The organism is Desulfobulbus sp. (assembly GCF_031547805.1).
In the GTDB taxonomy this organism is placed as follows: Bacteria; Desulfobacterota; Desulfobulbia; order Desulfobulbales; family Desulfobulbaceae; genus Desulfobulbus.
The window spans coordinates 42,410-68,875 of sequence record NZ_JAVBRQ010000018.1 but is presented as its reverse complement, the minus strand read 5'-3'; the positions used below and the strand labels follow the sequence as shown (position 1 = coordinate 68,875).

The window sequence follows — 26,466 nt, the reverse complement described above, 5'->3', positions numbered from 1 at the left end:
CGCTCAGGGGCAGCAGAGCACCTGGTTGCCGCCGGCGGCCTTGGCCTGGAGCAGGCAGCGCTCGGCCAGCAGCAGCAGGTCCTCGGCGGTGGCGTTGCGCTTGGCGTTGTCCGGAGTGAAACCGGCGATCCCGAAACTGGCGCTGCAGGCCAGGGTACGACCATCCTCGGTCTGGCCGAGCTGGGCGCATCGCTCCCTCATCCGTGTCGCCACCCGGCCGGCCCCGCTGATCGGGGTTTCGGGCAGGACCACCAGGAACTCGTCTCCGCCCCATCGGGCGATGGTGTCGATATCCTGACGGGTCACCTGGGCCGCGGCCCGGGCAAAACCGGCAAGGACCGTGTCGCCGGCCTGATGGCCGAAGGCCTCGTTGATGCGCGTCAAGCCGTCGAGGTCGCAGAGGATGATCGAAAGGGGATGGCGGTAGCGGAGGGAGCGGCGCAGCTCCCGGTGCAAAAGGGCGGGGATGTGCGGCCTGGCAGAGCAACCGGTGAGGGAATCGGTGAGCGAAAGCTGCTCGATCCGCGCCAGCAGGCGGTGTTCCTGCTGGAGAAGTTCGAATTGGCGCACGGTATCGATCAGGATGGCAGCCAGGATGTGCGGCGGCGTGCTTTCCGGCACCACTCGAAAGACAGAGCGGCTGTTGGCCAGCGGCAGCAATTCAGCCAGTTGGTCGTCCGGCACCAGGAGCAAGGGCACGGGCCCGGCCTGCGAGTCGAGCTGCTCGATCAACTCCAGGCCGTCCATGTCGGGCAGCCGGACGGCGACGAGCACCCCGTTCCAGGGGGTCGGTTGGGCCAGGGCTTCGAGACCGTCCTGGCCGCTTGTCACCACGGTTGCCTCGAACGAGGTCGAAAATTCAGCAAAAAAGGATTCGAAGTTCAGGTGATGGCTGATAATCAGAAAAGGGGAAGGCATGGCTCTGCTCCAGGCAACGGCGATGGAAGATCACTCTGGAAAAGCATACCATCATGGCCGCAAAATGAGGAGTACTCTTTTTATTGGCAAGGACAGCGGATCGCGCTATAAGGCCGCCGAAGGAGCGAAAACATGAACGAGGACAGGCACGGCTGCAAGCCGGAAATACACTACCCCTGCCGCTGGCAGTTCCGCCTGATCGGGGAAGAGCGCGGCGCCGTGGTCGCGGCCATCGGCCGGGTGGTGGACTTGGCGGCCTGCGCGATTGCCGACGGCAACGTCAGCGCCGGCGGCCGTTATCTGAGCGTGGTCGTGGAAACCACGGTCGCCGACGAAGCCGAACGACTGCGCCTGTATCGGCAATTTGCCGACGATCCGGCCGTCAAGGTGGTGTTATGAGCAATCTTTCTCCGGAAGGGGACAAACCCCTGATCGACAACAAGGTCATCCCGGTGATGCGGGAGGCGATCGTCACCATGCAGATGCTGCTGTTCAAGACCCTGCGGCAAAGCATCCACGACCGGTATGTCGACCGACCCGACCCGGAGCATACGATGCTGGCCGGGGCGGTGATCAACAACCTGTTCGGCACCCTGCCTGCGGACGCGGCGGTGGCCGCCTTTGGCGCCGCCAACCGCGAACTGGTCGAACGGGAGTTGCGGGAGTTGGCCGTTACCTGCGCCCCGCTTTTACCTTTACTCACCGATACCCTGCGGATGAAGACCATCTGCGACAACCAGGAAGGCATCCATTCCATTCCCACCCTGCTGATGGCCAAGGCCCTCGGCATTCTTCAGGAAAACCGCGAACTGCCGCTGCCCTCCACCTTCATGCGCCAGGTACGCCGCCTGGCCGCCGAGCATGGACTTATCGAGCCGATGGCTCCCGCCCCCGAAGCGTCACCAACGTAGCTCCCCAGGAACCGCCGGTTTCGTCGGCCAGACGGAATTCGGCCACCATTTCCAACCGACCGAGCAGGGCGTGCACTGTCCGCCGCAAAGTGCCGGTTCCCTTGCCGTGAACGATGCGCACCCGCAGGATGCCGAGCCGTTGGCATTCCTCCAGGTAGTCCGGAACGAGCGTCTTGATATCCGCCGGATGGAAGGCGTGCAAATCCAGGGTGCCGTCGATGGGCAGGGGCACCGGTTCGAGGTCATCCACGGGACATTCTCCGCGTTTCGAGCAAATCCAAGGCAGCCACGGCTGTCCGCTGCGAGGCGCCCGGCCCGCCCAGGCGGCTGCGGACCTCGGCCAGCCCGGCCAGTATCGCCTGCCGTTTTTCGTCATCCTGCAGCATGGCCAGGGTAGCCTGGGCAAGGCGTTCGGGACTGGCCGCGTCCTGCAGGAGTTCGGGGATGACCTCGCGTTCGGCGATCAGGTTGACCAGGGAAAAAAAACGCAGGCCCCGGATCAACAAGCGCCCCAGCCAGTAGGTGCGGGGGCTCATTCGGTAGGCGGCCACGGTCGGCACGCCCAGAATGCCCAGTTCCAGCACCACCGTGCCCGAGGCCGCCATCGCCGCGTCGCAGGCCGCCATCATCGCGTACCGATCCTCGTCGATCACCCGGATGTCGAGGCGCTCCTGCCAGGTGGCCAGGCCGTGTTGGTCGAGCAGGTCGCGGTTGACGGTCGGCGCCAGGGGCAGCAGAAAGGTGGCCCGGGGCAGTTCCTGGCCGATCAGGCCTGCCGCGGCCAAAAAAACCGGCAGCAGGGTGGCGATTTCCTTGCGCCGGCTGCCGGGCAACAGCCCGATCAAGGGCCGATCGGGCTCGATGCCGTGCCGGCTTCTGAATGCCTCGGGCGAGAGTCCGGGCTTGACCGAATCGAGCAGCGGATGGCCGACAAAATCGACCTCCACGCCATGGCGGGCGTAAAAGGCGGGTTCAAAGGGAAGAATCACCGCCATGCGGTCGACCAGGCGCTTGATGGTGCGGACCCGGCCGCTGCGCCAGGCCCAGATTTGGGGACTGATGTAATAAAAGATCGGGATGCCGAGCTTTTTGGCCTTCCTGGCCAGCAGGAAATTGAAGTCCGGGTAGTCGATCAGAATCAACAGATCGGGGCGGTGGGTGCGCATGCGCTCGAGCAGGGCACGGCGGGCGCGCAAGATGTCACCCAAATGGCCGAGCACCTCCACCGCGCCCACCACTGCCAGTTTGGCGGCGTCGGCCAGCAGTTCCACGCCCGCGGCCTGCAATTCCCTGCCGCCCATGCCGCAGAAGCGCAGCCGCGGATCAAGGGCCAGCATGGCCTGGACCAGGCGGGCGCCGTGCAGATCGCCCGAGGCCTCGCCGGCCACGATCATGACCTCGCGCCCCTGTTCATGCTCTTGCAAGGCAGCCACCGGGATCAATGGGGCTTGAGGTAGGGCAACAGGTTGGCGTGGCCCTCGTCCCGGAGGATCTGCTCGATCCGCTCGCGGTTGCCGTGGATTTGGGCGATCACCTGCAGGGCCACGTCCAGGGCGCGGCGGCCCTCTTCGCCGCTGACCGCCGGTTCGCTGCGTTCGCGAACATGGTCCATGAAATCGCAGAGTTCCAGCTCAAGGGCATCCTGGTCCTGGAAGGCCGACTTGTTGATTTCCGGCACCGGCGTGCCGCCGTCCCGGCCCGGCTGTAACCGCACCTCCATGATTTCCTTGCGGCCGAAATCCACCGACAGATATTGGCCGGGTTGAAAGATCCGCATCCGCCGCATGGTTTCCATGGATATGCGGCTCACCGTGATATTGGCGGTACAGCCGTTGGCAAAGATCAGGCGGGCGTTGGCGATGTCGGTCAGGTGGGTGATGACCGGGGTGCCGGCGGTGAGGATCGAGACGATCGGCGACTTGACGATAGACAGCACGATGTCGATGTCGTGGATCATCAGGTCGAGCACCACATCCACATCCGTGCCCCGTTCCTTGAACACCGAGATGCGGTGTGCCTCAATGAACAGCGGGTGGGTGAGCAGGGGCTGCATGGCCAGCACCGCCGGATTGAAGCGCTCCAAATGCCCCACCTGGAGGATGCATTGCCGGTCGCGGGCCAGCCGGATCAGGTCGTCGGCCTCGGTCAGGGTGGTGGTGATGGGCTTTTCCACCAGGACGTCGACCCGCTGCAGCAGGCAGGCCTTGGCCACCTCGTGATGCAGGCTGGTCGGCACCACCACCGATACCGCGTCGACCTGGGTGAGCAGCTCATGGTAATCGGCATAGGGCCGGGTGGCGCATTCATCGGCGATTTGCCGAGCCCGCTCCGGGTCGGTATCGGCCACGCCCACCAGTTCGACATCGGCCATGGCCGCATATTTCTGGGCATGAAAACGTCCCAAATATCCAACACCTATAACTCCAACTTTAACAACTTTCTTCATGTTTGGCTGTTTCCTTTTGGCTGGTGCGTTCCCTCGGGCAAGCGGTGCGCTCAGATGCCGAGGTAGGCGCTTTGAACGGCAGGGGTGCGGCGAAGCGCCTCGGCCGTGTCGTGCATGACGATACGCCCGTTCTCCAGGACATATCCCCGATCCGCCACCTGCAGGGCCAGGTTGGCGTTCTGTTCCACCAACAGGATGGTGGTGTGCTGTTCCTTGTTGATTGCAACAATGATCTCGAACAGATGCTTGGTCATGAGCGGTGCCAGGCCCATGGAAGGCTCGTCGAGCAGCAGCAGCCGGGGCCTGGCCATCAGCGCTCTGGAAATGGCCAGCATCTGTTGCTCGCCGCCGGAGAGGGTACCCCCAGGTTGGCGGCGCCGTTGCTGCAAGACCGGAAACAGGCGGTATACCTGTTCCCGATCCGCGGCCACCTGTCGCCGGTCCCGGCGAAGAAAGGCCCCCAGGTCGAGATTTTCCGCCACGCTCAAGTCGGGAAAGATGTGACGGCCCTCGGGCACCTGGCAGATTCCGAGCCGGACCAGGACCTCTGGCGCCAGGCCGGTGATCGTTCTGCCCGCAAACAGGATTTCGCCCCGATGGGGCGGCACCAGGCCGCTGATGGCCATCAGGGTGGTGGTTTTGCCGGCGCCGTTGGCGCCGATCAGGGTGACGATTTCCCCTTGCTCGACCCGAAGGCTGACCCGGTGCAGCGCCTGGATGCTGCCGTAGGCGGCGTCGATCCCGCACAATTCAAGCATCGGTTGCCTCCTCGCCCAGGTAGGCCCGGATCACCGCCGGGTGGCACCGCACCTCGTCGGGCGTGCCTTCGGCGATCAGGCGGCCGTAATCCATGGCAAAGATGTGGTCGGACAGGCGCATCACCAGTTTCATGTCGTGTTCGATCAGCAAGATGGACCGGCCGTCGTCCCGGATGGAGGCAATCAAGGCTTCCAACTCCGCGGTTTCCTGCGGGTTCATGCCAGCCGCCGGCTCGTCGAGCAAAAGCAGTTGGGGATCGGTGGCCAGGGCCCGGGCGATTTCCAGCCGGCGCTGGGCGCCGTACGGGAGGTTTGGGGCCAACTCGTCGGCTTGATCGCTCAACCCGATCCGGTCAAGCAAAGCAAGGCACATGCCAACGGTTTCCCTTTCCTCGCGCACCGTGGCCGCCGGCCGAAAGATGGCCCCGAACAGCTTGGCGGTCGTGCGGCAGTGGCGGCCGACCATCACGTTCTCCAGCACGGTCATGTTGGGGAAAAGACGGATATTTTGGAAGGTGCGCGACAGCCCCGCCGCAGTGATCCGGTGGGGCGGCAGGCCGTGCAGCCGTCGTTGCGTCCGCCCCGGCGGGTTCAGCAGCACCTGGCCGCCGGTGGGGCGGTACATTCCAGTCAGGCAGTTGAACAAGGTGGTCTTGCCGGCGCCGTTGGGGCCGATCAAGGCCACGATTTCGCCTGGAAGAATACGCAGATCCACCTGGTCCAGGGCGCGGATGCCGCCGAAATCCATGGTCAGGCCGCTGACAATGAGCAAAGGATGCATGAGTGTGTCAATAATGCCACAAATTAGCGGCTGGGTGAGTACGTTTGACGCGGCGGCGACATGAGACCGCGTGGACGGACGATCATCATGATCACCAACACGGCCCCGAACACCAGCATGCGGTATTCGGCCAGGGCACGCAGATATTCGGGCAGCAGCATGAGAATCAGGGCGGCGAGCACCACCCCGGTGATCGATCCCATGCCGCCCAGCACCACGATGCAGAGAATGATCGCCGATTCCAGGAAGGTGAAGCTGGCCGGATTGATGAAGGTGGTCTTGGCGGCGAACAGTACCCCGGCCATTCCGGCCCAGGCCGCTCCCAGGGCAAAGGCGGTCAGCTTGATGGCGGTCTTGTCGATGCCCATGGCCTGGCAGGCGATTTCATCCTCGCGCAGGGCGAACCAGGCCCGGCCGATGCGCGAGTGGCGCAGGCGATTGACCACGAAGACGGTCGCCAGCGCCATGGCAATGGTGAGATAGTACTGGTAGATCAGGGATTGGTCCAGGGTCATGTCGAGGCCGAACAAGCCCGGCCGGGGGATGTCGGCAATGCCGCTCGGCCCCTGGGAAAAGGCGCCCCAGTTCTCCAGGATCAGGCGGATGATCTCGCCGAATCCCAGGGTGACGATGGCCAGGTAATCGCCCCGCAGCCGCAGCACCGGAAAGCCGAGCAGGATGCCGAACAGCGCCCCCAGCAGGCCGCCGATGGGCAGCGCAACCCAGAAGCCCAGGTCGAAATGGAGGTGGAGCAGGCCGTAGGCATAGGCCCCCACCGCGTAAAAGGCCACGTAGCCGAGATCGAGCAGGCCCGCGAACCCAACCACGATGTTCAGCCCCAGCCCCAAGATCACGTACATCAGGGCCGTGGTCATGATGTTGACCTGATAGGTGGAGAACACCAGGGGAAAGGCCAGGAAAAACAGCATGGCAATGGCGCTAAGCGGCAACAGGCGCTCCGGCCGGAACAATAGCGGCGGCTTGGGGAAGTGCGGGGAGGCCTGGTCCGGCATCCGGCGCAGGCGTTCCGCTCTGGCGGCCCGGTGGGCGGCGAGCAGCCGGCAAGTCAGGGCAACGGCCGCGCTGGCGCCGCCCACCCACAGCAGATTAGCCCAGCGCCAGGTCACGGTTTGCTCGGTCGGATCGACCTTGATCACCAGCAAGGGAAAGGTGAGGAACATGAACCAGAGGCCGGTGAGCAGGGCATGGCGGATATCTTTGCCGGTGGGCATGGGCAGGCTCTTCATGGTCGCGCCTCACACCTTTTCCGCCGCGGCCTTGCCCAGCAGACCGGCGGGTCGGAAGATGAGGATCAGCACCAGCAGGGAAAAGGCGAACACGTCCTCGTAGTCGCTGGAAACATAGCCGGTGGCAAAGGCTTCGGTCAGGCCGAGGACAAAGCTGCCCAGCACCGCGCCGGGGATGGAGCCGATGCCGCCCAGCACCGCGGCGGTAAAGGCCTTGATGCCGGCGATGAAGCCGATGGCGAAGTTGATCTGGCCGATATGGGAGGCGATCAGCAAGCCGCCGACGGCCGCCAGGGCCGAGCCGGTGACAAAGGTAAGGGAGATGATCCGGTCGACATTGATGCCGATCAGCAAGGCCATTTTCCGGTCCTGGGCCGTGGCGCGCATGGCCTTGCCGGTCCGGGTGAACTTGATCAGCAGGGTCAGCGCCGTCATCACCAGGGCCGAGACTGCCAGGATGGTCAGGCCGGAGGAATCGACGATGGCGCCGTAGGGTTCGAGAAAGGCGAATTCCGGCACCAGCGAGGGAAAGGGGACGAAATCCGAGGTTTGGGCCAGCAGGACGTAATTCTGCAGGAAGATGGACATGCCGATGGCGGAGATCAGGGGCGCGAGCCGGGGGGCGCCGCGCAGGGGCCGGTAGGCCAGCCGTTCGACGGTGAAACCGTAGGCCCCGGCCCAGATGGCGGCCGCCAGGGCGGCCAGGATGAGAATGGCCGGCAGGGGCAGGCCGTAGATCGACAGCACCGAGGAAACGATCAGGGCGGTGAAGGCGCCGATCATGTACATTTCGCCGTGGGCGAAGTTGATCAGGCCGATGATGCCGTAGACCATGGTGTAGCCCAGGGCGATCAGGGCGTAGATCGCCCCCCTGGTCAGGCCGCTGAACAAGAGCTCGAGGAAGTACTCCACAGAAGCGCTCCGAGCGGGTCAGTCCGTGCGGCGGGCCGGGCGCGACGAGGCGCCCGTTGCCTGTCCGTGCCCCGGAGTCATCGGACCTGGACGAATTGCCCGTCGCGGGCCTGGTACAAGGTGACCCCGATGCCGACCGGCTCGCCCTTGGCGCCGAACTTGATGGGGCCGAAGGGCGTGGCCACCTCCTCGCTGCGGAGAATGCGCGCCACCGCTTCCGGGTCGGTGGAGCCCGCCTTGGCAAGGGCGTTGGTCAGGGCCAGGGCCGCGGCCACGGCATTGTCGAAGAAGGCGCCCGGATCGCTGCCCTCGGCCTGCCTGAATTGTTCCCGATAGGCCTTGGTGACCGGATTGTTGGAGGCATCGGCCGGGCCGGTGGCATACACGCCTTCGGCATCCTTGCCGGCCACCTTGATGAAGGTGTCGTTCTTGACGCCGTCGTCGGAGACAAAGGGGATGGCCAGCCGTTTCTGCCGCATCTGGCCGACGAGCTTCGAGGCCTCGGGGTGGTAGCCGCCGAAAAGGACCGCTTCGGCTCCCGAGCGCTTGATCTTCTGGACCACGGCCGAGTAATCGACCGCGCCGGGAGTGATGCCTTCAAACAGCACCACCTGCGCCGTGCCGGAACGCTCGATCAGGGCCTTGGCAAACTCGGCCAGGCCCTTGCCATAGTCGCCCTTGTCGTGGAGCACCGCGATCTTGCCGGCCTTGAGGGTGTGCAGGGCAAAGTCGACCTGGGCCGCGGCCTGGACGTCGTCGGCGGCAATGGTCCGGAAAAAGAACGGATATTCGCCGTCCCGGTTGAGCAGGGAACTGGTTGCCGAAGGCGAGATGACCAGTACCTTGGCGGCTTGATAGATCGGCAGGGCCGCCTTGGTGGGTCCGGAGCAGATATGGCCGATTACCGCCCTGACCCCGCCGGCGACCAGCTTGGTGGCGCTGTTGGTGGCCAGTTCCGGTTTGCAGGCGTCGTCCTCGACCAGCAGTTCCACCGGCCTGCCCTGGATGCCGCCCTTGGCGTTGATCTCCTTGACCACCAGCTGGACCGCCTTCAGGGGCGGCAGGCCATAGGGCGCCAAATCGCCGCTGAGGGAGCCGGCAAATCCTATCTTGATGGGTTCGGAGGCCCATGATGTCCCGGCGACGCAGGCCGAAAAGGCCAGCGCTGCGAGTCCGACAAGAAAAAATTGCGCATGCGACACGATGGCAGCCTCGTTTGGGGATTGAATTGCAAAAGCGGCGGGAATGCTCTACTGTGCCTTTTTCATACCGTATTCTTTTTTTTTTGCACTAAAAATGACCGGATCGAAGCGGCGGCAGGTCCCACGCCCCGTTGCCCGGCCGGCGTGTCCGCCATGGAAACGAACTCGTTGTTTTTTACCTTCGGCCGTCCTTTCTCCCCCCTGTACAGTCTGGCCATGCGCCTGCGCGAATCGCTCTACCGGCGGGGAATGCTGCCCTCCTACCGGTTCGAGGTGCCGGTGGTCAGTGTCGGCAACCTGACCATGGGTGGCACCGGTAAGACGCCGATGGTGCAGTACCTGGCCCGCCTGTTTCAGGAGCATGGCTTCCGGCCCGCCATTGTCAGCCGCGGCTACGGCGGCGCGGCCAGGGGCAAGGTGAATTTGGTATCCGACGGCAGCAACCTGCTGCTCAATGCCCATGCCGCCGGCGACGAACCGCGGCTGTTGGCCGAAACCCTGCCCGGCGTGCCGGTGCTGACCGGCATCGTCCGCAGGCTGCCGGCCCGCCGCGCCCTGGAGATGGGGGCCGACGTGCTGCTGCTCGACGATGGCTTCCAGCATCTGCCGATCGTCCGCGACATCGACCTGGTGCTGTTCAACACCGATCGCCTGGCCGGCAACTCCCGGGTTTTTCCCGGCGGCGACCTGCGGGAGCCGGTGGCCGCCCTGCGCCGCGCCACCGGCTTTGTCATGACCGGGGTGCACGAGGCCAACCGAGAACGGGCCGAACGGTTCGCCGAGCTGCTCCGCTCGAAATTTCCGGATACCCCGATCGCCTTTGCCGGCTTGCAGATGGAAGGCCTGGTGGAGGTCGCCTCCTCCGGCATGATCGTCCCGGCCAATGCCGGTCCGCTTCAAGGCGCACCCTGCTTCGGCTTCTGCGGCATCGCCCACCCCGAGTTGTTCCGGCAGACCCTGACCGATCAGGGCTTTGCCCCGGCCGGTTTCCTTGGTTTGTCCGACCATCAGCGCTACGGCGAGGCGCAGCTGGATCGGCTGCTCACCCTGGCGCGAAAATCAGGAGCCCAGTGGCTGTTGACCACGGAAAAAGATCTGGTCAAGCTGGCCGGCAGGGCGGCGCAGCTGCCTTTACCCCTGTACGGCTTGCGCATGCGGGTGGCAGCCGATGAGGATTTTGCCCGGACCATGCTCGAACACCTCGAATCACGGAAGGCGCGGCGTTGAAGCCGGCCTGGTCTTTGTGTCGAATCGGCCACATTTTCACTGGATTATGCAATTTGTGTGTTTTTTGCCACAGATTTACGGTGAGTGGCATCGGCGACTTTAAAGAAATGTCAAGATTTTATCCTTTTGATTTTTCATACAAAAAATACAGAATTCTCCCTACGAGAGGCCTGTTGATTCAGGTGGTTTGATTGTTGCATGTGGTTTAAAAAATTTTACTTTTTCCGTTTACTCGCTTGTCATAGGCACTCAACATGGCACCTCAAATAGAGCCGTATCAATATACCCTTCAACGCCCGGTCAGTTGCTGCGGCGTTGGCCTCCATACCGGCCGGACCGTCAATCTGACCATCAATCCGGCCCCGGCGAACACCGGCATCCAGTTCCTCCGTTCCGACATCTCCGGCCGCCCCGTCATCCCGGCGCGGGTGGAGCGGGTGGTCAGCACTACTTTAGCCACCACCATCGGCGAAGGTTCGTGCACCGTTTCCACCACCGAGCATCTGTTGGCGGCGTTGCGGGGATGCGGTGTCGACAATGCGGTGATCGACCTCGATTCCCACGAGGTGCCGATCATGGACGGCAGCGCCGGACCGTTCGTCCGCCTGCTGAAGACCGCCGGTCTGAGCCGGCAGCATTCCCTGCGCAAGATGCTGCGGATCACCCGGCCGATCAGCCTTGCCGACGGCAACAAATCGATCCGGATCGAGCCCTACGACGGTTACAAGGTTTCCGCCCGGATTCAGTTCGACGACGCCCTGATCAGCGAGCAGCGCTACTCGGTGGAAGTGACGCCGGAGCGGTTTGGCAAGGAAATTGCCCGGGCCCGCACCTTCGGCTTTGTCGAGCAGGTGGAGCAGCTCTGGCAAAACGGTCTGGCCCTGGGCGGCACCCTGGATAACGTGATCGCCATCCACTGGAACCGGCGCTCGATCCTCAACGAGGACGGCCTGCGCTTTGACGACGAATTCATCCGCCACAAGGTGCTTGACGTCATCGGCGACATGACTCTGCTCGGCTCGCCGGTGCTCGGCCACGTGATTGCCGACCGGTCCGGCCATGGCCTGCACCGCGCCTTCATGCAGGCGGTCATCGACAATCCCCAGTCCTGGGAATACGTGACCTTCAAGCAGCGGGGCGCTTCCCTGTGCCGCCACAAGGTGCAGTCCGCCAGGAATTCGGGTCGCCGTTTCGCCCCTTTCTTCGCTCCGGCGGGCGAGGTGATGACCACCCGGCCGGCCTGCGCCGTCTGAGTCGGAGGCGGATATCGGAACAAGGGATTGGCCCGCTGTAAAAAACCGCCGGTTTTGCCGGCGGTTTTTTTTTGCCGTCAGCGGCACCGACAAGGACAACGGTTGTCGCTCGTGGTCAAGCCGCGTATAATGACGCGGTCATTTCATCTTTCTTCTTTTTTCATCAATCGGAACGGTTCAAGAAAACGAACATGGGCGCGACACTTCCCCTTGCCAACATTGGCTTTGTCGGCGGCGGCCAAATGGCCGAGGCCATGGTCCGCGGCATTCTGGCCGCCGGCCTGGCCGCACCGGAACAGATAACCATCGCCGAACCGATGCCGGCTCGCCGCGAGTATCTCGCAAAAGAGTACGGCATTGCCTGCACCCAGGATCCGGCGGAACTTTGCCAGAAAAGCGAGATCCTGGTCCTGGCGGTCAAGCCGCAGTTGGCCGCGACGGTGCTGGCCGCCTACCGACCCTTGGTCGACCAGCGGCACCTGGTTTTTTCGATCATGGCCGGGGTCACTCTGCAAGGTCTGGCCGAGGCGTTCGCCGTGCCGGTCCGGTTGATCCGGGTGATGCCCAATACCCCGGCCTTGGTGCTGGCCGGTGCCGCCGCCTTCAGCCCCAACGACCTGGTTACCGACCGCGACCGAAAGATCGCCATGGCCCTTTTTTCCGCGGTGGGAACCTGCGTCGAGGTACCGGAGCACCTGCTCGATGCGGTGACCGGCTTGAGCGGCAGCGGTCCGGGCTATGTGTTCGCCTTCATCGAGGCCATGGTCGACGCCGGAGTGCTGGCCGGCCTGCCCCGGCCCGTGGCCGAACAGCTGACCGTGCAAACCGTGCTCGGTTCGGCCCGGCTTGCCCTGGAAAGCGGCGAACATCCGGCCATTCTCAAGGGCAGGGTCACCTCGCCCGGCGGCACCACCATTGCCGGCCTGCGGGTGCTGGAAAAGGGGGCCTTGAGGGGGACGATCATGGACGCGGTGGTGGCGGCAACCGAACGGTCGAGGGCCTTGGGCGGATGAAGATCGAGTATGCGGGAGTGGTCACCCGGCCGGACAGCCCCGAGGTGGAGCAGATCGGCCGGGAGATGATTGCCTGGTTCAATCGGCGCGGAATCAGGGCGGAACTGAACGGCATCGAACCGGGGATGGATCTTTTGATCGTGCTCGGCGGCGACGGCACCCTGCTCCACGTGGCGGAAAAGGCCAGCCGCTATCAGTTGCCCGTTCTGGGCGTTCACCTGGGGCACCTGGGCTTTCTCACCGAGGTGGCCGCCGATGAGCGATATCATGCCCTGGAGACGCTGCTGGTCGAGGAAAACGTCCGCATGGAAAAGCGGATCATGCTGACTGCCGCCTATGTGAACGGGATGACCGGCAAGAAGAGCACCTCGGTCCACGCCCTGAACGAGGTGGTCATCGTCAAGAAAAGCACTGAGGCCATGATCCGGCTGCGGTGCTGGGCGGGCAGGGAATATGTCACCACCTACCGGGCCGACGGGCTGATCATGTCGACCCCCACCGGATCGACGGCCTACAACCTTTCCGCCGGAGGGCCGGTGGTCCATGCCGAACTGGAGGCCATCGTCCTCACCCCGATCTGCCCCTTCATGCTCGAATCGCGGCCGGTGCTGCTCGGCTCCCGCCAGAAAGTCACCACCCAGCTGCTGGCCCCGGCCGGCCAGGTTAAGGTGATCGTCGACGGCGAGCTGCAATGGACCATCACCGAAAACGACTACCTGCTGGTGAAAAAGGCCTCCAAGCCGCTGTTGATCATCAGTTCGCCGTGGAAGAGCTACTTCAACATCCTGCGCAACAAACTCAACTGGGGCGGGGCAAGCGTCGACGTGCCCCTGCCGGAGAAGGTCTGTAAGTATTGCTGACCCCTCCGGGCCGTCCTGGCGCCTGAGTTCCGGACTTACCGCTTGCGCCGCTGCACGTTGTATTTCTTCATCTTGTACTGGAGCAGGCTCTTGGTGATCCCCAGCTGTTCGGCGGCCCGGGCCTGGACGTAGAAATTGTCCTCCAGGGCCTTGCGCACCAGCTTCTCCTCGATGCCGTTCAGCACCTCGGCCAGGCTGAGATGTTCCGGAATGAACTGGCTGATCTCGAGGCTCGTGCTCCATTCGTGGGCGCTGGCCAATTCCATGGAATCGGGATGGACGTCCTCGGGCTCGATCCGGTCGCCGTTACAGAGAATGGCGGCCCGCTCGATGGTGTTTTCCAGCTCCCGTACATTGCCTTCCCACGGCAGGCTGACCAAAAGCCGCAGGGCTTCGGGTGAGATATCGAGCGATTTCCCCAGATTTTGGCTGTTTTTTTCGATGAAGTGGGTGACCAGAGCCGGAATGTCGTCCACCCGTTCGCGCAGCGGCGCCAGATGGATGTGGATCACATTGAGCCGGTAGTAGAGGTCTTCCCGGAAATGCCCCTTTTCGACCTCGTCCTTGAGATCCTTGTTGGTGGCGGCCAGAATGCGGACATCGACCTGCTGGGTGACCGACCCCCCGACCCGCTCGAAGCATTTTTCCTGAAGCACGCGCAACAGTTTGGCCTGGAGCTGGGGCGGCATCTCCCCGATCTCGTCGAGAAAGAGGGTGCCGGAATCGGCCAACTCGAACCGGCCCTTGCGCATGGCCACCGCATCGGTGAAGGCGCCTTTTTCGTGGCCGAAGAGTTCGCTCTCCAACAGATGTTCGGACAGGGCGGCGCAGTTGACCGAGATGAACGGCGCGTCCTTGCGCGGGCTCAGGTTGTGGATGGCCCGAGCGACCAGCTCCTTGCCGGTGCCCGATTCCCCAGTGATCAGCACCGAGGAGGGGGTGGGCGCCACCTTCTCGATCAACTGGTAGACCGCCCGCATCGGCGCGCTCTTGCCGATCATGCCGCCGAAGCCGGAACGCGGGGTGGCCTCGTCCCGCAACCGCCTGATTTCACGGATCAGGCCGTAATGCTCGACCGCCTTGGTCACGCTGGCCAGCAGCTGCTGGTTGGAAAAGGGCTTGGCCAGATAGGTGAAGGCGCCCAGCCGCATGGCCTCGACCGCCTTTTCCACCTCGGCGTAGGCGGTGATGAGGATCACGGGCAGCTCGCGGTTGTGCTCCTTGATTTTCGACAGGAATTCGATGCCGTCCATGCCGGGCATCTTCATGTCCGACACCACCAAGTCCAGGTCGGTGCTGTACACGATGGGCAGGCCGGCAATGCCGCTGTCGGCGGTGAAGACCTCGTAGCCTTCGTCCCTGAGAATCTCGGCCAGAATGATCTGGTAATTGGGTTCGTCATCGACAATGAGAATGGTATGCATGGCGACTTGAGCGAGAAGAAAGGTTAATGATGCGGCCCGGCCAGGCGGGCGGTGAGTTGCTCGAGGATGGAGCAGGGCGGGCAAAACCCCAGGTTCTTGCCGGCAAGACGGTGGACGGGCCGGGTGTTGCCGTGGAAATCGCTGCCTCCGGTCATCAAGAGTCCGAGTTCGACCGCCAGCGCCTTGAGGTGTTTCTTCATCCTACGGCTGTGGGTCGGATAGTGCAATTCCAGGCCGTCGAGACCGCGGCGGGTCAGCTCGCGGACCAGGGCCGGCTGGGCGGACATCGCCGGATCGATCTGCCCCGGATGGGCCAGGACGGCTAGGCCGCCGGCCCGATGGATCATGCCGATGGTTTCGACGGCGGAATAGCTGAACCGCCCTTCCCAGGCGGGCCGGTGGCGGCCGAGATAGCGGCGGAAGGCCGCGTCGAAGCTGTCCACCACCCCCTTGGCCATCAACAGCCGGGCAATGTGCGGCCGGCCGGTCTGACCGCAACGGGAAAGCTCCCGGACTTCCTCGGCGGTAATGTCGATCCCCAGGTTCTGCAGTTTCTGGATGATGACGGCGTTGCGCCGCTCCCGCCCTTCCTGGAGCGGAACCAGCCAATTCAGCAACTCGGCGTTGGCCGGATCGATGCCATAGCCCAGGATGTGGATGGTGCGTTCGTGCAGGCTGGTGCTGATCTCCACTCCGGAAATAACCGCAATTCCAGCCTCAATGCCCAGGTGGCGGATCTCCTCGACCCCCTCGACGGTGTCGTGGTCGGTCAGGGCCAGCCCCTGCAGACCGTTGGCCACCGCCAAGGCAATCAGTTCCGCCGGGGTGCAACTGCCGTCGGAGTAAATGGAGTGGGTGTGGAGATCGATGCACATGGATAAGGCCGGGTTGCGGGATGGATGGGGCGGGGCCGAAAAGACCGGATGCTTGCCAAAGCACTGTACTCATGGCCCGGACATCGCGCAATAACCAAATGAAATCGCCTGGTAAAGCGCAGGTTGTCAATAACGGACCCCATTCTTATTATTGAAGGAAATTTCTCACAGGGAGCAACGAGCCATGGCCGGACGACAGATGCGCATCGACGAATTCAGGATCGAACAGGAACCCTACTATTTGCCTATCGGCGACGAGTTGGCCATTGCCGAGGCCGCGTACCGCGATGGCACGCCGCTTCTGCTCAAGGGGCCGACCGGCTGCGGCAAGACCCGGTTCATGCAGTATCTGGCCTGGCGACTGCAGCGCCCCCTGGTCACGGTCTCCTGCCACGACGATCTTTCCACTTCCGACCTGGTGGGCCGCTATTTGATCCGCGCCGGCGAAGCGGTCTGGACCGACGGGCCGTTGACCATGGCGGTCAGGGCCGGGGCCATCTGCTATTTGGACGAAATCGTCGAGGCGCGCAAGGATACCACCGTGGTCATCCATCCCCTGGCCGACGACCGCCGCCAGTTGCCCATCGAGAAGCGGGGGGAATTGTTGACCGCCCCGCCCGAATTCATGCTGGCGGTGTCCTACAACCCCGGCTACCAGAGCGTGCTCAAGGACCTCAAGGCCTCGACCCGGCAGCGATTCGTGGCCCTGTCCTTCGACTATCCGGCTGCGGAGAAGGAAGTGGAGATCGTCTGCCGGGAGGGGCGGCTTGCGCCGGAATTGGCCAAGTCGCTGGTCAAGCTGGCAGTGATGACCCGCGGACTCAAGGATTCGGGCTTGGCCGAAGGGGCCTCGACCCGGCTGCTCATCCAGACCGGCAAGCTGATCGGCCGGGGCATTCCGGTCAAGGCGGCCTGCCGGGCCTCGATCAGCGAGGCGCTCACCGATGATCGGGAATTGCTGGCCGCCCTGGACGAGATGGTCAGTTCGCTGTTTTGATGGATATGGATCTCGAACGGCTCAAGGAGAAATTCTATTTGCTGGTGGCGCCCAGCTTGCCCAACGAATGGGACGTGGAAGATGCGCTCGGCCCGCTAGCCGAAAGCGAGGCTGCCTGCGTCGACGAGATTTTTGCTCAAATTCCGGCTATCTGGCCGGTGTCGCATGCCTTGTGTTTCGCCTATCTCTCCGCCGCCGGCCCGGCTCTTTGCTATTTGGCGCTGGATGAACTTTCCCTGTGGGTGCATACTCTGCTCGATCGCTATGAAATCGGCGGCCTGCACGGCGCCCAGCTGTTCATGGCCGATGTCGACCAGCAATTCGCCCGGCCGCTGCGCGGCCAGGGCTGCCTGCGCCTGACCGATGTTCGCTCCCGACTGCAGCCCTATGTCAACGGCCTGGCCGGCCGCGAGCTGCACTTGATTGCCGCCGCCGAGGCCGCCACCGATTCGGAGGCCATCTTCCTACCCGGCGAAGTCGGGGTATTTGCCGAACAGGAGGAGAATTTTCTCCTCTACAAACTGATGGTTTCCTTCCAGTGGGCCAGCCTCGCGGCCGGGGTTTTCACCGAGCCTCGGTTTCTTGCCCTGCACCGTAAAAGTGCCCATCCCCTCGACTGTTTTTTTTCGGAATTTTCGCAGCCGGATCATGCCCGCCGGCTGTTCCACCTACTGGAAACCGGCCGGGTGCTGGGATTCTTGCGGCAGGAGCTGCCGGGCTTGATGCGGGCACTGGCGCCGTTGCTGCCCCGTTTGCCCCTGTCCGGCGACGAGGCGCCCGAACCCAATGCGCTGGACTTGCTGCAGCGGGGGCTGCTACGCGGCCAATGGCCCGCTGCCGATCATTCTCCTTTCATGGACCGGGCCATGGCCCTGATGCGTCATGGCGCAGGATTGACCGGAGACAATGCGGCCAGTTTGGAGGCGGTGCGGGAGATGATGGCGCTGTTGCCGCCGGAAGAAGACCTGGCAACCACCCGGCCCTTGATCTTTCAGGGCATCTTCAGGTTGCAGGAAATGCGCAACCTGGGCATGAAACAGCGAATGGACAAGGAATTGCGGATGATGCAGGCCGCCTCTATGTCCTTGCCCGCGGTGCCCAAGCAGGCCGATACCGACGTCCATTCCGGCGGAGGCGAGGGACAGGGGTACGATGCCGCCCTGATCATGGAGATGGAACGCGCCTGGGACCAGTTGACCCCGTTCATGCAGTCCCAGGCCCAGCAGATAACCATCAACGAGATGCCGGAGCCGTCCGGCAAACCCTCCCAGGAGCACGGCCCGACCCAGGCGGTCCAGGAAACGGTCGGCGCCACCGAGGGCCGGGCGGGTTCGGCCATTGCCCGCAGCCCGCATGCCGGCGGCGGCAAAGGCGGGGAAATGGCCGAGCCGGTGGTGTACGATGAATGGGATTACCGGCGCAAGGGGTTTCGGAAAAAGTGGTGTGTGGTCAGCGAAAAGGAACTGCCGCCGATCCAGAACGCCTTTATCGAGCAGACCCTGAAAAAATACCGGGGCCAGATCCGCCGCCTGCGCCATCAGTTCGAGCTGCTGCAGACCGGCGAACGGTTCGTCCGCCGCCAGCGCGAAGGCAACGATATCGATATCGATGCCCTGGTGGAATCCCGGATCGACATCGCCGCCGGCCTTCCCCCCTCGGAGCGGCTCTTCATCCGCCTGACGCGGGACCATCGCGACATTGCCGTCACCTTTCTGGTGGACATGTCCAATTCCACTTCCGGCTGGGTCGGCCAGTCGATCAAGGAGGCTCTGGTCCTGATCTGCGAGGCCATGGAAGTGTTGGACGACCGCTATGCCATTTACGGTTTTTCCGGGATGCGGCGGCTGCGCTGCGAGATTTTCCCGGTCAAGCGGATCGACGAGCGCTACAGCAAGACAGTCCGGCAACGGATCAGTGCCATCGGCCCGCGCGAATACACCCGCATGGCCCCGGCCATTCGGCACATGACTTCGCTTTTTGCCCGGGTGGAGGCCAAGATTCGCCTGCTGATCGTGCTGTCCGACGGCAAACCCGAGGATTACGACGACTACAAGGGCGATTACGCCATCGAGGACACCCGCCATGCCCTCCTTGAGGCCAAGGCCAAGGGCGTCCATCCCTTCTGCATCACCATCGACCGCCAGGCGCACGAATACATGGCGCACATGTACGGCGAGGTCAACTACATCTTCATCGACAAGATCCAGCGGCTGCCGGCGCGGATGTCGGAAATCTACCGGACCCTGACCAGTTGACCCCACGTCGGCCGCGCAAGCGCCGTCCGCTTCTTCTTGAATATTCCCTCCCATGAGGGTAAACGAACTCCATGCCCCGTGCGCCAGGTGCGGACGAAGAACAACAAACCCTCGCCAGGAGGAGCTCCGTGCCGTCTTTATTCAATCGCCGAGCGATCGTTCGGACCGTGCTGCAACTGATGACCATGGCGGTGTATTTCCTGGCACTGGCCGGGCCGTGCGGTGCCCAGAACAAGACCGGGGACGAGACCGCCCGCCGTCTCAAGGCCGAGGCCTATCGCGCCTATTACGGGGTGAACCAGCCGGTCAACTACACCCTGGCCCTGCAACTGTACCTCCAGGCGGCGGAGCGGGGCGACGCCGAGGCCCAGTTCGTGGCCGGCGGCATGCTGTATCAGGGGCAGGGGACCGATCCGGACAAGCGCAACGGTTTCAAATGGCTGCTGGCGGCGGCGGAGCAGGGCAAGGTGTCGCCCGAGTCCCTGGCCATTATCGGCGCCATGTATCTGCGGGGTAGCACGGTGCCGCAGAACTATCTGGAAGCAAAAAAGTGGCTGGCCAAGGCCGCGGCCCAAGGCAATCTCGCCGCCCAGAACGATCTTGCCTACCTGTACTACAACGGGCTCGGGGGCGAGCGCGATTACAAAAAGGCCCTGGAACTCTACGAAAAGGCAGCTTTCCAGGGAGATGCCATGGCCCAGGCCAACACCGGCCTGATGTACGCCACCGGCACCGGCACCGATACCGACAAGGCCAAGGGTTATGCCTGGTATTCCCTGGCCGCCAGCCGCGGCAATGCGGGGGCTGCGGTCAACCGCAACAATTTGATGATGAACATGTCCTGGGAGGAACTGAACCGGGCGCAAGCCCTGTCGCTGGAGCTGTATCGGCAGGTGGAAAAAATGTCGGAACCGAAGCAAATCGTTCCGGAACGGCGGGAACAGTCGGACAAATAAATCCTACCCTTCTTCGGTGGCCTGTTGCGCAAGCAGCACCGCCACGATCTCCTCAATGCGGTCGCAGGCATAGAGCGCCTGCCGCATGCGGGCCGCGCCGCTTACTCCGGTGAGCAGTTTGGCCGTCTGATTCTTCACCTTGAACAGCACCTTGGGCAGCGGAAGAAACCGTTGCGCCAATTGCAGATAGCGCTGGATGAGCGGTATCCGTCCGGCCAGCGAAATCGGGCGGTCATCCGGCCCGAACAGCCACGGGTTGGCGAGCGCCCCCCGGCCGACCATCACTCCGTCGCACCCCGTGGCCGCGAGCATGGCCAGACCGTCGGCCCGGGTGAGGACATCGCCGTTGCCGATCACCGGAATCGAGACCGTATTTTTCACGGCCCGGATCACGCCCCAATCCGCCTTGCCGCCAAATCCCTGGGCCCAGGTGCGGCCGTGGACGACCACCGCCGCCGCCCCGGCATTCTCGGCCATGGACGCAAATGCCGGGGCAATGATGTGCTCGTTGTTCCAGCCGCTGCGGAATTTAACCGTCACCGGCAGGGTGGAATGGGCGCACACCGCCCGAATGATGGCCTCGGCCCGGCCAGGTTCCTTCATCAGGGCCGCGCCGCATCCTTTTTTGACCACCTTTCGCACCGGACACCCCATGTTGATGTCGATCAGGTCCACCGGCAGCTCGGTGACGATGGCTGTTGCCCGGGCCATGATTTCGGGGTCGCTGCCGAACAGTTGGACCGTGAACGGCCGCTCCTCGGGCACGGTGAGCAGCAGTTCGTGGGTTTTCTGCTGATCGAAGATCAAGCCATGACAACTGACCATCTCGGAGACGCAGAGCGCCGCTCCAAATTCTCGACAGAGAAGCCGGAAGGGCAGATCGCTGTAGCCGGCCAGGGGGGCCAGGATCAGGGAGGAGGGAAGGTGGAGCGGGCCGATGGCCAGGGGAGGAAAATTCGGTGGAGAAGTCAGCGGCATAGGGAAGAAAAAACAGGCCACCGCGCCTTGGAAGCGATCTCAGGGGCGCGGTGGCAGTGAACAGATTTCAGGGCGCAGCGGTCTGCGGCTGAGTTTGCGGCTGGGGCTGTTGCTGAGTCTGGTGCTGGGGAAATACTTCCAGCGTTTTAACAGGCGGGGAACTGGTTTGTTGCTGGGCCTGTTGTTGAGTTTGCTGCTGGAGCTGCTGCTTGCGAATTTTTTTGAGGGCGCCGACATAGATGTCCTCGGAGAGATCGTCGATGATCTTGGTCAGGGCCTGTTCGTCCGCGGCCGAGCTGACCGTCGACATCGAGTAGTCGGCCGAGTACAGCTTGTCCCGCACTTCCCACAACATCTTGCCGGTCGCCTTGTCCTTGAGGGCGTAGCGGACGATGAGGTTGACCTTGGTGCCGGTGACTTCGGAGACGGTGTTCCAACTCACACTGGGCAGATCGATGGACAGGATCTCGCCGGTCAGGATCAGATCGGCCCCGGCCTTTTCCTTGGTTATGGAGACGGAAGAAGATTTTTGGAACCAGCGGCCAAGGGACTGGTAGATCTTCATGTCGAGCCCCAGCTTGTTGGTCCGGTTCTGCCAGGTCGGCATGTAGATGGCATGGGGCTGTCCTTCGTACACATGGGGAAACGTGTAGCCGCAGCCGCCCAACAGGAGCGCGGCCAGCAGCAGCAATTTCCAATCCCAAAAAGCGCGGTTCAGCATGATACTCCTTGTGTTCATCAGCATGGCAACGGTGGCGAGAGCATAGCGACGGCGGCCGTCACGTCACAAGACGATATTGACCAGTTTTCTCGGTACCACGATGATTTTTTTCGGTTTTTGCCCGGCGAGCATCTTGGCGATCTTCTCTTCGTCCAGGGCTAGTTGCTGCAGGGCGGCCTCGTCGGCATCGGCGGCGACCAGCAGTTTGCCCCGCACCTTGCCGTTGACCTGGACGACGATGGTGATCTCGTCTTCCTTGGCCGCCTCCGCATTGAAGGCCGGCCAGGCGGCATCGTTCAGGGGCTGACCATGGCCGGTTGCCTGCCACAATTCCTCGCAAAAATGGGGCGCCATGGGAAAGAGCAGGGTGAGGATGGTTTCCAGGGACTCGCGCAGCACCGCGGCGTCAAGGGGTTCGTCGGCCGGTGCGGCCACCAGGTTGACCAGTTCCATGATCCCGGAAATGGCGGTATTGAAGTGGAAATTGCTTTCGATCGACTCGGTCACCCGTTTGATGGTCTGGTGGGTCTTTCGGTGCAGAGCCCGGGATGCGGCGTTGAGCCCGGTCAGATCGACGGCGGCGGTTTGGTCGAAACAGGCGCGCTGGTTCATCACCATCCGGAAGACCCGGTTGAGAAAGCGCGAGGCCCCTTCCACCCCCTGGGCGTTCCATTCCAAATCCCGCTCCGGCGGGGCGGCAAACAGGGAAAACAGTCGGACCGTATCGGCGCCGTACTGCTCGATCAGGTCGTTGGGATCGACCACGTTGCCCTTTGATTTGGACATCTTGGCCCCATCCTTGATGACCATCCCCTGGGTGAGCAGGTTGGTGAAAGGCTCGTCCACCGTCAAGTAACCGAGATCGCGCAGCATCTTGGTGAAGAACCGGGCGTAGAGCAGATGAAGGATGGCGTGTTCGACGCCGCCGATGTACTGGTCGACCGGCAGCCAATAGGCGGCCGCCTCTTTGTCGATGGGGGTGTTGTCGAGGCCGGGGCTGGTATAGCGGGCAAAATACCAGGACGATTCGACAAAGGTGTCGAGGGTGTCGGTTTCCCGCCGGGCTTGCCGGCCGCAGCCGGGGCAGGTGGTGGCAATGAAATCGGGCTGCTGGTGCAGGGGGCTGTGAGTGCCCGCTGGCTCGTTTGCACCGGGCAACAGGATGGGCAGGTCGGATTCGGGCACCGGCACGATGCCGCAGCTGTCGCAGTGGATCACCGGAATGGGGGCGCCCCAGTAGCGCTGGCGGGATATTCCCCAGTCGCGCAGCCGGTAGGTCACATGGGGCGCGCCGAATTGCCGTTGCTGGGCCTCGGCGATGATCGCTTGCTGGGCGGCAATCGATTCCATGCCGGTAAACTGGCCGGAATGCACCAACTGCCCCGGTCCCTCGGCCGCTTCGGCCATGGTGGCCGGATCGAGGGGGGCGCCATCCGGCTGCACGACCACCCGGATGGGCAGATCGTAAGCGCGGGCAAATTCGAAATCCCGCTGATCGTGGGCCGGAACGGCCATCACCGCCCCGGTTCCGTATTCCATCAGCACGAAGTTGGCGACGTAGATCGGAATCCGCTCGTTGGTGAAGGGGTTGATGCAGTAACTGCCGGTGAACACGCCCCGCTTGTCGAGTTCCTGGTCAAGGCCGGCCCGTTGCTTGGCGAGCACGGTCTCAAGCACAAAGGTTCGGACCTCCTCTTCCTGTGGTTTGCCATGGACCAGCATGTCGATCATGGGGTGTTCCACGGCCAGCGACATGAAGGTGACGCCGAAGATGGTGTCCGGCCGGGTGGTGAAGATGGCGATCGCCTGATCACTGTTCTCGACCTGGAACCGGCAGGACAGACCGGTGGACTTGCCGATCCAGTTGCGCTGCATGGTGACCACCTTTTCCGGCCAGCCGGTGAGCTGGTCCAGGTCGGCCAGTAGTTCCTCGGCATAGCTGGTTATCTTGAAAAACCAACCGTGCATGGTCTTGGGCAGAACCGGCTGGTCGCAGCGCCAGCAGGCGCCGTCGATCACCTGTTCGCGGGCGAGCACGGTCTGGCAGTCGTCGCACCAGTTGACCGTAGTCTCCTTGCGGTAAATCAGCCCCTTTGCCAACATTTCGAGGAAAAGCCGCTGCTCCCAGCGGTAGTAGTCGGGGCGGCAGGTAGCCAGTTCGCGCTCCCAGTCGTAGCTGAGCCCCATGGCCTTGAGTTGGCCGCGCATGTAGTCGATGTTGTCGTAGGTCCAGGCGGCGGGATGGATGCCGCGTTTCATCGCCGCATTCTCGGCGGGCAGGCCAAAGGCGTCCCAACCCATGGGATGGAGAACATTGAACCCTTGCATGCGCTTGTAACGGGCAATGACGTCGCCGATGGAATAGTTGCGCACATGGCCCATGTGGATGCGGCCGGAGGGATAGGGGAACATCTCCAGCACGTAGTATTTGGGGCGGTCGGAACGATGGCTGGCTTTCCAGGTCTTTTCCTTTTCCCAGCGGTGCTGCCAGCGCTGTTCGATGGTCTTGAAATCGTAGCGGTCGTTGGTTGGTGGGGTGGGTTGCATAAGATCCTTGTGGCTCAGTGAATGTCGAAGTCAGCGGGTGGCTCGGGCGCGAAATCGATGGCGGGCAGGCGGCCGGTATAGTTTTCAAAGGTGGTGTATTCGCCGAGAAAGGTCAGCTTGATCACGCCGGTCGGGCCGTTGCGCTGCTTGCCGATGATGACCTCGGCCAGGCCGCGGTTCGGGTTGTCCTCGGCCCGGTTGTACACCTCGTCGCGATAGATGAACACGATGACGTCGGCGTCCTGCTCGATGGCGCCCGATTCGCGCAGGTCGGCGAGTTGCGGCCGCTTGTCGGTGCGGTTTTCCAGGCTGCGGTTGAGCTGGGAAAGGGCCAGGACCGGCACGTCCAGTTCCTTGGCCATGGCCTTGAGCGAGCGGGAGATGTCGGATATTTCCTGGGCGCGGTTTTCCGCGCTACTCTTGCCCTGCATCAATTGGAGATAGTCGACCACGATCAGGCCGAGGTTGTGCTCGGACTTGAGCCGCCTGGCCTTGGCCCGCATTTCCAGGACGGTCAGGCCGGCGGTGTCGTCGATGAAGATGGGGGCGTCGGACAACATGCCGGTGGCGCGGGTCAGTTTCGGCCAGTCGTTTTCGTGGAGCTTGCCGGTGCGGATGCGTTGGGAATCGATCCGCCCCAGGGAGCACAGCATGCGCAGCGCCAGGGATTCGGTGGACATTTCCAGGCTGAACACCGCCACCGGGATCTTGCCGATCAGGGCGGCATGCTGAACGATGTTCATCGCCAGGGCGGTCTTGCCCATGGAGGGACGGGCGGCAAGGATGATCATTTCAGATGGCTGCAGGCCGGCGGTCATCCGGTCCAACTCTTCGTAGCCGGTGGCCACGCCGGTGATGTGCTCCTGCCGGTCGAACAGCTTGGTGATCCGGTCGAAGGCCCGCGGCACCACCGCCGACATGGGTTGAAATCCCATGCCCTTGTTGGAATGGGCGATTTCGAAGATGGTTTTTTCCGCCTGGTCGACCAGGGTTTCGATATCGTCCTGGGAATCGAAGCAGCGGGCCGCCACCTCGGAGGCGGTCTGGATCAGGCGGCGGAGAATCGACTTTTTCCGGATGATCTGGGCATGGTGTCCCAGGGTACCGGTAAAGGGGATGATGTCGGTCAGGGCGGCGAGATAGGAGGCTCCGCCGATCTCTTCCAGCTTGTTTTGGTCGCTCAGCAGACTGGTGACCGTGATCAGGTCGTGGGGTTCCCGCCTTTCGAACAAGGCGAGCATGGCGGTATAGATCGTCTTGTGGGCGTCGCGGTAGAAGTCATCGGGCGCAAGCACCTCGACCACATGCAACAGGGCCTTGTCCTGCAGGAGAATCGTTCCGAGAACCGTCTGTTCCGCCTCGATGTTTTGCGGAGGAATCATTTTGCTGGAAAGCGTGACGACAGCGGGAACGGTCTGTTGCATGGAGTTTTATGTGGCGCGCATCAAGGGGGTTGAAAACGTATTTCGCCGCAACTATACCTGTCTGGCCGGGGAATGGCACGTCGAAAAAATGCAAGTGCCTTTTCTGTAAGCAGAAAAGGCACTTGAGCCGGGTTGCCCGGTATGGATGCAATGGATTAAACGCGGTAAAAACGAGCAGGCGCTTCTCAATTCATCGGCCGGGATTGCATCCGCAGGCAGAGCGTGAGCCGCGAGGGCTCCTTACTGGGCATCGCCGATGGATTCAGGAACGACCTGGACCTGGATGGAAGCGGTGGTCTGGTAGCCGGTCTTGATCGTCACGGCAAATTCGCCGATCGTTTTGATCGGTTCCGACAGGATCACGGTTTTCTTGTCCACGATGATGCCGGCTTCCTGCAGGGCCAGGGCGATGTCGTTGTTGGTGACCGAGCCGAACAGACGATTTTCCTCACCAACTCGCTTGCTCAGTGTGACGACCTTGTCTGCCAGCTGCGCGGCCAGACCTTCGGCCTGCTTTTTTTGTTCGGCCAAACGGGCGGCGATAGCCTGTTTCTCCTTCTCCAGCTGTGCCAGGGATGCCTTGGTGACGAGCACCGCCTTTTGTTTGGGAATGAGAAAATTGCGGGCATAGCCGGGCTTAACCTTGACGACCTCACCTTCCTGGCCCAGTGTTTCAATGGTTTCTTTCAAGATGATTTCCATGGATCAGACCCTCTTTGTGGTATCTTGTATTGCAGTGGTCAAACGAGCCGGGCGAAGCT

26 protein-coding genes are annotated in these 26,466 nt (G+C 62.9%); 10 read left to right on the top strand and 16 right to left on the bottom strand.

Annotation, left to right across the window (positions count from 1 at the left end):
- Window positions 1-3: 3 nt before the first annotated feature.
- Window positions 4-918, bottom strand: coding sequence for a diguanylate cyclase domain-containing protein (locus RMR13_RS06715; protein WP_310599867.1), 915 nt, complete (start codon window positions 916-918; stop codon window positions 4-6).
- On the opposite strand from RMR13_RS06715, the gene RMR13_RS06710 reads away from it, so the two are divergent.
- The 3 genes from RMR13_RS06710 to RMR13_RS06700 are packed head-to-tail and all read left to right on the top strand — an operon-like array spanning window position 917 to window position 1,829.
- Window positions 917-1,054, top strand: coding sequence for a hypothetical protein (locus RMR13_RS06710; RefSeq protein ID WP_310599866.1), 138 nt, complete (start codon window positions 917-919; stop codon window positions 1,052-1,054). The two genes, RMR13_RS06715 and RMR13_RS06710, sit on opposite strands and share 2 nt — an antisense overlap.
- Window positions 1,051-1,317: a DUF493 domain-containing protein gene (locus tag RMR13_RS06705; RefSeq protein WP_310599865.1), complete on the top strand. Its 267-nt coding sequence runs from the start codon at window positions 1,051-1,053 to the stop codon at window positions 1,315-1,317. The genes RMR13_RS06710 and RMR13_RS06705 overlap by 4 nt, the downstream gene beginning before the upstream one ends.
- Window positions 1,314-1,829, top strand: a complete 516-nt coding sequence (locus RMR13_RS06700; protein WP_310599864.1) for a hypothetical protein — start codon at window positions 1,314-1,316, stop codon at window positions 1,827-1,829. Before RMR13_RS06705 ends, RMR13_RS06700 begins: the two co-directional genes overlap by 4 nt.
- On the opposite strand, the gene RMR13_RS06695 is transcribed toward RMR13_RS06700, so the two are convergent.
- The 8 genes from RMR13_RS06695 to RMR13_RS06660 form a co-directional block, all read right to left on the bottom strand.
- Window positions 1,786-2,079 (bottom strand): Smr/MutS family protein, encoded by a 294-nt coding sequence (locus tag RMR13_RS06695; RefSeq protein WP_310599863.1) that lies wholly within the window; start codon window positions 2,077-2,079, stop codon window positions 1,786-1,788. The two genes, RMR13_RS06700 and RMR13_RS06695, sit on opposite strands and share 44 nt — an antisense overlap.
- Window positions 2,072-3,223: a lipid-A-disaccharide synthase gene (lpxB, locus tag RMR13_RS06690; RefSeq protein ID WP_409070271.1), complete on the bottom strand. Its 1,152-nt coding sequence runs from the start codon at window positions 3,221-3,223 to the stop codon at window positions 2,072-2,074. The genes RMR13_RS06695 and lpxB overlap by 8 nt, the downstream gene beginning before the upstream one ends.
- Window positions 3,224-3,267: 44 nt before the next feature.
- The gene (locus RMR13_RS06685) at window positions 3,268-4,275 is read right to left on the bottom strand and encodes a Gfo/Idh/MocA family oxidoreductase (protein ID WP_310599861.1); all 1,008 of its coding nucleotides are present in this window, start codon (window positions 4,273-4,275) and stop codon (window positions 3,268-3,270) included.
- Between the two features lie 50 nt (window positions 4,276-4,325).
- On the bottom strand, window positions 4,326-5,033 hold the full coding sequence (locus RMR13_RS06680) for an ABC transporter ATP-binding protein (RefSeq protein WP_310599860.1): 708 nt from the start codon (window positions 5,031-5,033) through the stop codon (window positions 4,326-4,328).
- Window positions 5,026-5,814 (bottom strand): ABC transporter ATP-binding protein, encoded by a 789-nt coding sequence (locus RMR13_RS06675; RefSeq protein ID WP_310599859.1) that lies wholly within the window; start codon window positions 5,812-5,814, stop codon window positions 5,026-5,028. Before RMR13_RS06675 ends, RMR13_RS06680 begins: the two co-directional genes overlap by 8 nt.
- Before the next feature lie 23 nt (window positions 5,815-5,837).
- Window positions 5,838-7,061: an ABC transporter permease subunit gene (locus RMR13_RS06670; RefSeq protein ID WP_310599858.1), complete on the bottom strand. Its 1,224-nt coding sequence runs from the start codon at window positions 7,059-7,061 to the stop codon at window positions 5,838-5,840.
- 9 nt (window positions 7,062-7,070) lie between these two features.
- A complete protein-coding gene (locus tag RMR13_RS06665) occupies window positions 7,071-7,973 on the bottom strand; it encodes an ABC transporter permease subunit (protein ID WP_310599857.1) in 903 nt (300 codons plus the stop codon).
- Window positions 7,974-8,050: 77 nt separating this feature from the next.
- On the bottom strand, window positions 8,051-9,175 hold the full coding sequence (locus tag RMR13_RS06660) for a branched-chain amino acid ABC transporter substrate-binding protein (RefSeq protein ID WP_310599856.1): 1,125 nt from the start codon (window positions 9,173-9,175) through the stop codon (window positions 8,051-8,053).
- A 153-nt stretch (window positions 9,176-9,328) separates the two neighbouring features.
- Between RMR13_RS06660 and lpxK the strand changes: the two genes are divergently transcribed.
- The 4 genes from lpxK (at window position 9,329) to RMR13_RS06640 (ending at window position 13,528) form a co-directional block, all read left to right on the top strand.
- Window positions 9,329-10,402 carry a tetraacyldisaccharide 4'-kinase gene (gene lpxK, locus RMR13_RS06655; protein WP_310599855.1) on the top strand — a complete coding sequence of 358 codons (1,074 nt, stop codon included), beginning with the start codon at window positions 9,329-9,331 and terminating at the stop codon, window positions 10,400-10,402.
- Between the two features lie 254 nt (window positions 10,403-10,656).
- Complete coding sequence (gene lpxC / locus RMR13_RS06650) at window positions 10,657-11,655, top strand: UDP-3-O-acyl-N-acetylglucosamine deacetylase (protein WP_310599854.1); 999 nt, start codon at window positions 10,657-10,659, stop codon at window positions 11,653-11,655.
- A 191-nt stretch (window positions 11,656-11,846) separates the two neighbouring features.
- Window positions 11,847-12,668, top strand: a complete 822-nt coding sequence (proC, locus tag RMR13_RS06645; protein ID WP_310599853.1) for a pyrroline-5-carboxylate reductase — start codon at window positions 11,847-11,849, stop codon at window positions 12,666-12,668.
- Complete coding sequence (locus RMR13_RS06640) at window positions 12,665-13,528, top strand: NAD(+)/NADH kinase (protein ID WP_310599852.1); 864 nt, start codon at window positions 12,665-12,667, stop codon at window positions 13,526-13,528. The genes proC and RMR13_RS06640 overlap by 4 nt, the downstream gene beginning before the upstream one ends.
- Window positions 13,529-13,563: 35 nt before the next feature.
- Here RMR13_RS06640 and RMR13_RS06635 read toward each other — a convergent pair whose 3' ends face one another.
- Entirely contained in the window at window positions 13,564-14,952 is a 1,389-nt protein-coding gene (locus tag RMR13_RS06635) for a sigma-54 dependent transcriptional regulator (RefSeq protein ID WP_310599851.1), read from the bottom strand.
- A gap of 23 nt (window positions 14,953-14,975) precedes the next feature.
- The gene (locus RMR13_RS06630) at window positions 14,976-15,827 is read right to left on the bottom strand and encodes a PHP domain-containing protein (protein ID WP_310599850.1); all 852 of its coding nucleotides are present in this window, start codon (window positions 15,825-15,827) and stop codon (window positions 14,976-14,978) included.
- 184 nt (window positions 15,828-16,011) lie between these two features.
- On the opposite strand from RMR13_RS06630, the gene RMR13_RS06625 reads away from it, so the two are divergent.
- The 3 genes from RMR13_RS06625 (at window position 16,012) to RMR13_RS06615 (ending at window position 20,035) form a co-directional block, all read left to right on the top strand.
- Window positions 16,012-16,824 (top strand): CbbQ/NirQ/NorQ/GpvN family protein, encoded by an 813-nt coding sequence (locus RMR13_RS06625; protein WP_310599849.1) that lies wholly within the window; start codon window positions 16,012-16,014, stop codon window positions 16,822-16,824.
- A complete protein-coding gene (locus RMR13_RS06620; RefSeq protein ID WP_310599848.1) occupies window positions 16,824-19,079 on the top strand; it encodes a VWA domain-containing protein in 2,256 nt (751 codons plus the stop codon). Before RMR13_RS06625 ends, RMR13_RS06620 begins: the two co-directional genes overlap by 1 nt.
- 128 nt (window positions 19,080-19,207) lie before the next feature.
- Entirely contained in the window at window positions 19,208-20,035 is an 828-nt protein-coding gene (locus RMR13_RS06615) for a tetratricopeptide repeat protein (RefSeq protein WP_310599847.1), read from the top strand.
- A 3-nt stretch (window positions 20,036-20,038) separates the two neighbouring features.
- Here the strand turns inward: RMR13_RS06615 and dusB are convergent, their stop codons facing one another.
- From dusB to rplI, 5 genes are all read right to left on the bottom strand, one after another.
- On the bottom strand, window positions 20,039-21,013 hold the full coding sequence (gene dusB / locus RMR13_RS06610; protein ID WP_310599846.1) for a tRNA dihydrouridine synthase DusB: 975 nt from the start codon (window positions 21,011-21,013) through the stop codon (window positions 20,039-20,041).
- A 67-nt stretch (window positions 21,014-21,080) separates the two neighbouring features.
- The gene (locus tag RMR13_RS06605; RefSeq protein ID WP_310599845.1) at window positions 21,081-21,734 is read right to left on the bottom strand and encodes an LptE family protein; all 654 of its coding nucleotides are present in this window, start codon (window positions 21,732-21,734) and stop codon (window positions 21,081-21,083) included.
- A gap of 63 nt (window positions 21,735-21,797) precedes the next feature.
- Window positions 21,798-24,281, bottom strand: coding sequence for a leucine--tRNA ligase (gene leuS / locus RMR13_RS06600; protein WP_310599844.1), 2,484 nt, complete (start codon window positions 24,279-24,281; stop codon window positions 21,798-21,800).
- Window positions 24,282-24,295: 14 nt separating this feature from the next.
- Window positions 24,296-25,705 carry a replicative DNA helicase gene (dnaB, locus tag RMR13_RS06595; RefSeq protein WP_310599843.1) on the bottom strand — a complete coding sequence of 470 codons (1,410 nt, stop codon included), beginning with the start codon at window positions 25,703-25,705 and terminating at the stop codon, window positions 24,296-24,298.
- Between the two features lie 240 nt (window positions 25,706-25,945).
- Window positions 25,946-26,395 (bottom strand): 50S ribosomal protein L9, encoded by a 450-nt coding sequence (gene rplI / locus RMR13_RS06590; protein ID WP_310599842.1) that lies wholly within the window; start codon window positions 26,393-26,395, stop codon window positions 25,946-25,948.
- Window positions 26,396-26,466: the final 71 nt, after the last annotated feature.